General features: G+C 68.1%; 7 protein-coding genes and 1 pseudogene. All 8 read left to right on the plus strand.

Annotated elements, in window-relative coordinates; genetic code table 11:
• Positions 1-895: pseudogene (gene adh / locus QOC69_RS10715) on the plus strand (aldehyde dehydrogenase); the annotation flags it as partial.
• Between the two features lie 52 nt (positions 896-947).
• Positions 948-2012 carry an alcohol dehydrogenase AdhP gene (adhP, locus tag QOC69_RS10720; protein WP_526439172.1) on the plus strand — a complete coding sequence of 355 codons (1065 nt, stop codon included), beginning with the start codon at positions 948-950 and terminating at the stop codon, positions 2010-2012.
• Positions 2013-2249: 237 nt separating this feature from the next.
• Positions 2250-2735 carry an allene oxide cyclase barrel-like domain-containing protein gene (locus QOC69_RS10725; protein ID WP_526439174.1) on the plus strand — a complete coding sequence of 162 codons (486 nt, stop codon included), beginning with the start codon at positions 2250-2252 and terminating at the stop codon, positions 2733-2735.
• A gap of 178 nt (positions 2736-2913) precedes the next feature.
• Positions 2914-3357: a 50S ribosomal protein L13 gene (gene rplM / locus QOC69_RS10730; RefSeq protein WP_526439176.1), complete on the plus strand. Its 444-nt coding sequence runs from the start codon at positions 2914-2916 to the stop codon at positions 3355-3357.
• A 68-nt stretch (positions 3358-3425) separates the two neighbouring features.
• Positions 3426-3908 (plus strand): 30S ribosomal protein S9, encoded by a 483-nt coding sequence (gene rpsI, locus QOC69_RS10735; RefSeq protein ID WP_526439184.1) that lies wholly within the window; start codon positions 3426-3428, stop codon positions 3906-3908.
• 102 nt (positions 3909-4010) lie between these two features.
• Positions 4011-5342, plus strand: a complete 1332-nt coding sequence (glmM, locus tag QOC69_RS10740) for a phosphoglucosamine mutase (protein ID WP_526439178.1) — start codon at positions 4011-4013, stop codon at positions 5340-5342.
• A 41-nt stretch (positions 5343-5383) separates the two neighbouring features.
• Positions 5384-5689 (plus strand): type VII secretion target, encoded by a 306-nt coding sequence (locus QOC69_RS10745; RefSeq protein WP_526439180.1) that lies wholly within the window; start codon positions 5384-5386, stop codon positions 5687-5689.
• A gap of 2 nt (positions 5690-5691) precedes the next feature.
• A partial coding sequence (locus QOC69_RS10750) for a hypothetical protein (protein WP_526439182.1) occupies positions 5692-6798 on the plus strand: 1107 nt, incomplete at its 3' end.

A 6798-nucleotide genomic window follows, 5' to 3' on the forward strand; every position in this document is an offset into this window, starting at 1 on the left:
GCCAGGTGTGCTCAACATCGTCAACGGGTTCGGCCTCGAGGCGGGCAAGCCACTGGCTTCCAATCCGCGCATCAACAAGATTGCCTTCACCGGCGAGACGACCACGGGTCGGCTGATCATGCAGTACGCGTCGCAGAACCTGATCCCGGTGACGCTGGAGTTGGGAGGCAAGAGCCCCAACATCTTCTTCTCCTACGTGCTCGCCGCGGTCGATGACTTCCAGGACAAGGCGCTGGAGGGCTTCACGATGTTCGCCCTCAATCAGGGGGAGGTTTGCACGTGCCCGTCGCGATCTCTGATCCAGGCTGACATCTACGACGAGTTCCTCGCGTTGGCCGCCATCCGCACCAAGGCCGTCCGGCAGGGCGACCCGCTGGACACCGAGACGATGATCGGCGCCCAGGCGTCCAATGATCAGCTCGAGAAAATCCTGTCCTACATCGAGATCGGCAAATCCGAAGGCGCCAAGCTCATTACGGGCGGAGAGCGCGCAGAGCTCGGCGGGGATCTGTCCGGCGGCTACTACGTGGCGCCGACGATCTTCACCGGCAACAACAAGATGCGGGTCTTCCAGGAGGAGATCTTCGGACCGGTGGTGGCGGTGACGTCGTTCAAGGACTACGACGACGCCATGTCGATCGCCAACGACACCCTCTACGGGCTGGGCGCGGGCGTGTGGAGCCGCGACGGCAACACCGCCTACCGGGCGGGCCGCGACATCAAGGCCGGCCGGGTGTGGACCAACTGCTACCACGCCTACCCGGCACACGCCGCGTTCGGCGGATACAAGCAGTCCGGCATCGGCCGGGAGAACCACAAGATGATGCTCGACCACTACCAGCAGACCAAGAACCTGCTGGTGTCCTACAGCAACAAGGCCCAAGGCTTCTTCTGAGCGAGGACCAAATCCACTTGCCCTGAATCACCTTCAAGATTGGAACAATCTCATGACGCAGACCATCGCTACTCCCGCACGCCCAGATGCCCCTACTGAAACCATGCGTGCCGCGGTGGTCACCGACTTCGGCGCCCCCTTGCGGATCTCCGACGTCGATCTGCCCGCCCCCGGTTACGGGGAGGTGCTGGTGAAGCTGGAGACCTCGGGCGTTTGCCACACCGATCTCCATGCCGCCCAAGGCGACTGGCCGGTGAAGCCTCAGCCGCCGTTCATCCCGGGTCACGAGGGCTACGGCACAGTCGTGGCACTCGGCGAAGGGGTGAACGATCTCAAGGTTGGCGACAAGGTCGGCAACGCTTGGCTGTGGTCGGCTTGCGGCAGCTGCGAATACTGCCGCACCGGCTGGGAGACGTTGTGCGAGAGCCAGCAGAACGCCGGCTACAGCGTCAACGGCAGCTTCGGCACCTACATGCTCGTCAACGCCGCGTACGCCGCACGGATCCCGGACGGCGTCGACCCCCTCGAGATTGCACCCATCCTGTGCGCGGGCGTCACCGTCTACAAGGGCCTCAAGGTGACCGACACCCGGCCCGGCCAGTGGGTGGCCATCTCCGGCATCGGCGGGCTGGGGCACATCGCCGTGCAGTACGCGCGGGCGATGGGTCTGCGGGTGGTCGCCGTCGACATCGACGATTCCAAGCTCGCGCTGGCGACCCGGCTCGGCGCCGAAGTGGTCGTCAACGCCCGCACCAGCGACGTCGTCGCCGAGGTGCAGAAGGTCACCGGCGGCGTTCACGGCGTGCTGGTGACCGCGGTGCATCCGCAGGCGTTCGGGCAGGCCATCGGGCTCACCCGGCGCGGCGGCACCATCGTCTTCAACGGGCTACCTCCCGGCGACTTCCCCGCGCCGATCTTCGACATCGTGCTCAAGGGTCTGACGATCCGTGGCTCGATCGTCGGCACCCGCCAGGACATGGTCGAGGCGCTGGACTTCTATGCCCGCGGTCTGATCCACCCGACCGTGGCGAGCGCGGGACTCGACGACATCAACGATGTGTTCGCCAAGATGGAGCGCGGTCAGATCGACGGCCGGATCGTCATCGACTACCGGTAGTCATCGGCTGGCTGACGCAAACTCCTCCGGCAACTCGACGCGTCGGGGTCGGGGGAGTTTGTCTGCGTTCGCACTGGACAGACGAGACCAATGCCGAGCGAAACTCGATGGCGAATCGGCCTCCTGACCGGCTGCCGAACTGGATCTCGTTCATTACCAGCGCGGAAATCCGGTGTTCGGTCCCATCTGGGATTCGTGAGGCGTAACTTCCAGCTAATACGGAGTATTGGGGGAAACATGAACAAGTACGCAAAACTGTCTGGGGTGGCAATTGTGGCAAGCCTCGGCGGCCTGGCGCTGGCGCCCACGGCGACCGCCGATACGACTCTGACGCTCTTCGAGCACGACACCATGCAACACCAGGCCGACCTCGGCAAACCTGGACCGGGTCCAGGCGACCAATTCATCTTCGCCGGCGATGTGTTCGACCGTCCCGGTGGCATGTTCCTGGGAACGACCGGCGGCAGTTGCACCACGCTCACCGGCAACGACACAGCCGGCCAGACGACGTGCAACGGCACATTCAACCTCGGCGGCGGCCAGGTCGTCATCCAGGGCGTGGTCGACACCGCCGCCCTGTTCGTGCGCGGTGACACGGTTCCGCTCTCCATCGTTGGTGGCAACGGCGTCTACCAGAACGCCCGCGGCACCGGAACCGTGCAGGTGCCCCCAGACGTCCCGAACCTGACCGACGCGAACTTCGTCCTCAACCTGACCGGTTAGCCCCCAACGAACGCGTTTTGACCTGCGAGGACGCTCCCGGGTAAGCTGCCTCGTTGGCGTGTGGCACGCCGGGACCTCGGGTCAATGTCGGTCGCCGAGATCCGTCCCAGCCACACATCGCCAGACCGGCACCCGGGTCACACCGGGAGACAACCCGAGAGAAGAAGAGGTAAGCGCTGTGCCCACGTACACGCCGAAGGCAGGTGACACCACGCATTCGTGGTACGTCATCGACGCCACGGACGTCGTGCTCGGCCGGCTCGCCGTCGAAGCAGCCAAGCTGCTGCGCGGCAAGCACAAGCCGACGTTCACGCCCAATGTCGATGGTGGCGATTTCGTCATCGTCATCAACGCCGAGAAGATCGCCGTCAGCGGCGACAAGCTCAAGAACAAGATGGCTTACCGCCACTCGGGTTTCCCCGGTGGCCTCCGGGCGCGCTCGCTCGGTGACGAGCTGGAGAAGCACGCGGACCGCGTCGTCGAGACCGCGATCGTCGGCATGCTGCCGCACAACAAGCTGAGCCGGCAGGTCCAGAAGAAGCTGAAGGTCTATGTCGGACCGGAGCATCCGCATTCCGCGCAGCAGCCCGTTCCGTACGAGATCAAGCAGGTGGCCCAGTGACCGAACCGACAGACGTGACTGAGACGACCGACGTGGCCGAGGTCGCTGAGGTGCCCGAGACGGCAGCGGTGCCCGAGACGGAGACCGCAGCGGCGCCCGAGGTGGTCGAGGTGGCCGAGACGCCAGCGGCGGACGCGGCTCCTGCCCGCGAGCCCATCGTGATCGACCGTGCCATCCAGACCGTCGGCCGCCGCAAGGAGGCTGTGGTCCGAGTTCGCCTCACGCCCGGCACCGGCAAGTTCCTGCTGGACGGCCGCTCGCTCGAGGCGTACTTCCCGAACAAGGTCCACCAGCAGCTGATCAAGGCCCCGCTGGTGACCGTCGACCGGGTCGACACCGTCGACATCTTCGCCCACCTCGACGGCGGCGGCCCCTCCGGCCAGGCCGGTGCGCTGCGTCTGGCCATCGCCAGGGCGCTGATCATCGTGCAGCCCGAGGACCGTCCGGCCCTGAAGAAGGCCGGCTTCCTCACGCGTGACCCCCGTGCCATCGAGCGCAAGAAGTACGGTCTGAAGAAGGCCCGCAAGGCACCTCAGTACAGCAAGCGCTGATCTGTCGCTGTCCGGCTGTGCATCGGGCGACGCCGTCACGGCGTGTCGTGTCGCACGATGCACAGTCGGCGCGGATCGTTTCGTTTGTTGGAGGTCTTGCGCATGGGTCGACTGTTCGGCACCGATGGGGTACGTGGGGTCGCCAATCGCGATCTGACCGCCGAGTTGGCGCTGGCCCTTGGGTCGGCGGCGGCCCGGCTGGGCACGTCCCGCAGCTCCCGCCGGATGGCCGTCGTCGGCCGCGACCCACGGGCCAGCGGCGAGATGCTCGAAGCCGCCGTCATCGCGGGGCTGACCAGTGAGGGCGTCGACGCGATGCGGGTCGGCGTGCTGCCGACCCCCGCGGTCGCCCATCTGACGGGTGCCTACGACGCCGAGTTCGGCATCATGATCTCGGCGTCGCACAACCCGATGCCCGACAACGGCATCAAGATCTTCGGCCCCGGCGGCCACAAGCTCGACGACGCCACCGAGGACCGCATCGAGGACCTCGTCGCACATGGTCCTGGCGCCCGCCCGGTCGGTGCGGGCATTGGCCGCGTGGTCGACGCCGAGGATGCCCTCGCCCGCTATCTGCGCCACATCGGCAAGGCGGTCACCACGCCTGCCGACGGCCTGACCGTCGTCGTCGACTGTGCACACGGTGCCGCGTCGACGGCCGCACCGCAGGCCTATCGGGCCGCCGGCGCCAACGTCATCACCATCAACGCAGAACCCAACGGGATCAACATCAACGACGGCTGCGGCTCCACGCACATGGGGCAGCTACAGGAGGCGGTGCGCAGCCACGGAGCCGACCTCGGCCTGGCCCATGACGGCGACGCCGACCGCTGCCTTGCCGTCGACGCGGCCGGCAGGCTGATCGACGGCGACGCGATCATGGTGGTGCTCGCGCTGGCCATGCGCGACGCCGGTGAACTCGCGTCGAACACCCTGGTGACCACGGTGATGAGCAACCTCGGCCTGCACCTGGCAATGCGCTCCGCGGGTATCGAGGTCCGCACCACCGCCGTCGGTGACCGCTACGTCCTCGAGGAACTGCGTGCGGGCGACTACTCGCTCGGCGGTGAGCAGTCCGGCCACATCGTGATGCCCGCGATGGGCACCACCGGCGATGGCATCGCCACCGGGCTGCGCCTGATGTCGCGGATGGCGCAGACCCGATCGTCCTTGGCCGACCTGGCCGCGCCCATGCGTACCCTGCCCCAGGTGCTGATCAACGTCGAGGTGGCCGACAAGGCAACCGTCGCCGACGCGCCGTCCGTGCGCACCGCGGTGGCGAAGGCCGAGGCGGAGCTCGGCGAGACCGGCCGAATCCTGTTGCGGCCGTCGGGAACCGAGCAGGTGGTCCGCGTGATGGTGGAAGCCGCCGACGAGGACACCGCACGGCTACTCGCGGCCCGCGTCGCGGAGTCGGTCAGCGAACAACGCTGACGGCGGGAACCGAACGGGCCCGCGCCGCGTCCTAACCCGACATGGGACAAAGTGACGCCGCACGCGTCGACGTCGCGGCGCTGCTCGACGTGGCGCGCGGGTACGACGCCATGGCCGACGCCGTCGACGCCGCCGCCAGCACTCATCTGGCGCGGCTGTCCTTCGACGGCGCCGTCGCGGGGCGGGCGTACACGGCGCGTGGTGACGCGCTGCGGCACTCGGTCGAGCACATCGGCGACGGGATGCTGCTCTGGGCTCGAGCGTGTGCCGAGATCGCCTCCGTACTAAGGGCTTCCGCGGATCGATACGTCGAAGCCGACGCCCGCACCGCCCGGCGGGTGGGGTAACCGTGCCGGAGGGGTTTGACGTGGCCGCCCGGCTTGCCGCGGGAGCACCGTCCGTCGAGCGCATCGGGACCTACGTGTGGGCGTGCCGTCAGCTCGGCTATCAGCATCCGGATCTGACGGTGCACGTCGCGCAGGTACGCGATTGGTACGCCCACGACGACGGCCTCGATCTACGGGCACTGGACGCCGACCGTGCCGCGCTGTCGGCAGCGGCCACCGCGGCCGACGATGCACTGCGTCGACACGGCGAGCTGACCGCGGAGTTGGCGGGTTCCTGGTCTGGCCAGGGTGCGGGTGCGGCTCGCGAATTCCTCTGGTGTCACGGACAATCGGCGGTTGCCGTGCGGGACGGGCTGCGCCGTGCCGCCGACGCGGTGGCGGCGTTGCGCGATGAGCTGTGGCGCGCCGTCGACGGCAAGGTCGAGACCGTGCTGGACGTCGACGACCGAGGGTTGCCGCAACGCGCCGAGTGGCTGGCCGCGGCGCAGACCGTGACGACCGGCGCCGGCGACCAGGTGGCCGCCAGCGAGCTCGTCGACCAGCAGATCAAACCGTTCGTGGACAACGACATCCGGACGGACTGGCTCGCTGCGATGCACCGGGCGGACGGCGCCGTCACGGCGGCCTACGACGCGGCCGGCGCCCGCATGGACTCCGGCGCGGCCCCGGCCTTCGACGTGCCGGGGGAGTTGGGCCCGAGGTGGGACGCGCCGGACAGCCCACCCGTGTCCGGCGCGACGGTACCTGCCGCCGCGGTGATCTCGTTGCCCGAAAGCGTCGGTGCGCCGCCGGTTGCAGCGTCCGAACCGGCAGCGTCACCGATAGCGTCACCGGCTCCCGCGCCCGCCTCGGCACCATTCGCCGACCCGCTGCCTGCCGCGGCCGCCGCGCCCGCCTCGGCCGCCGCGTCGCCGATGCCGTCCCTCGGTGAGCTCGGCGGCGGCATGCCCTCGCTCGGCACCGGATCGTCCGGTTTCGGACAGCAGCTCGCCGACCTGATCGGCGGACTGATCGGATCGTCGGAGGATGCGCTACCCGACCCGCAGGAGCTCAACCCGCCCGACGAGACCGACGAGATCGACGAGCCGGACGATGATCCCGACGAGGAA

This window comes from Mycobacterium sp., from assembly GCF_032162105.1.
Taxonomy (GTDB): domain Bacteria; phylum Actinomycetota; class Actinomycetes; order Mycobacteriales; family Mycobacteriaceae; genus Mycobacterium.

What these genes read in the sequence shown, in the direction of transcription:
- QOC69_RS10725 (WP_526439174.1), top strand. Translation starts at nt 2,250, where the DNA reads ATGAACAAGTACGCAAAACTGTCTGGGGTGGCAATTGTGGCAAGCCTC.
- QOC69_RS10745 (WP_526439180.1), top strand. Translation starts at nt 5,384, where the DNA reads ATGGGACAAAGTGACGCCGCACGCGTCGACGTCGCGGCGCTGCTCGAC.
- adhP (WP_526439172.1), top strand. Translation starts at nt 948, where the DNA reads ATGACGCAGACCATCGCTACTCCCGCACGCCCAGATGCCCCTACTGAA.
- glmM (WP_526439178.1), top strand. Translation starts at nt 4,011, where the DNA reads ATGGGTCGACTGTTCGGCACCGATGGGGTACGTGGGGTCGCCAATCGC.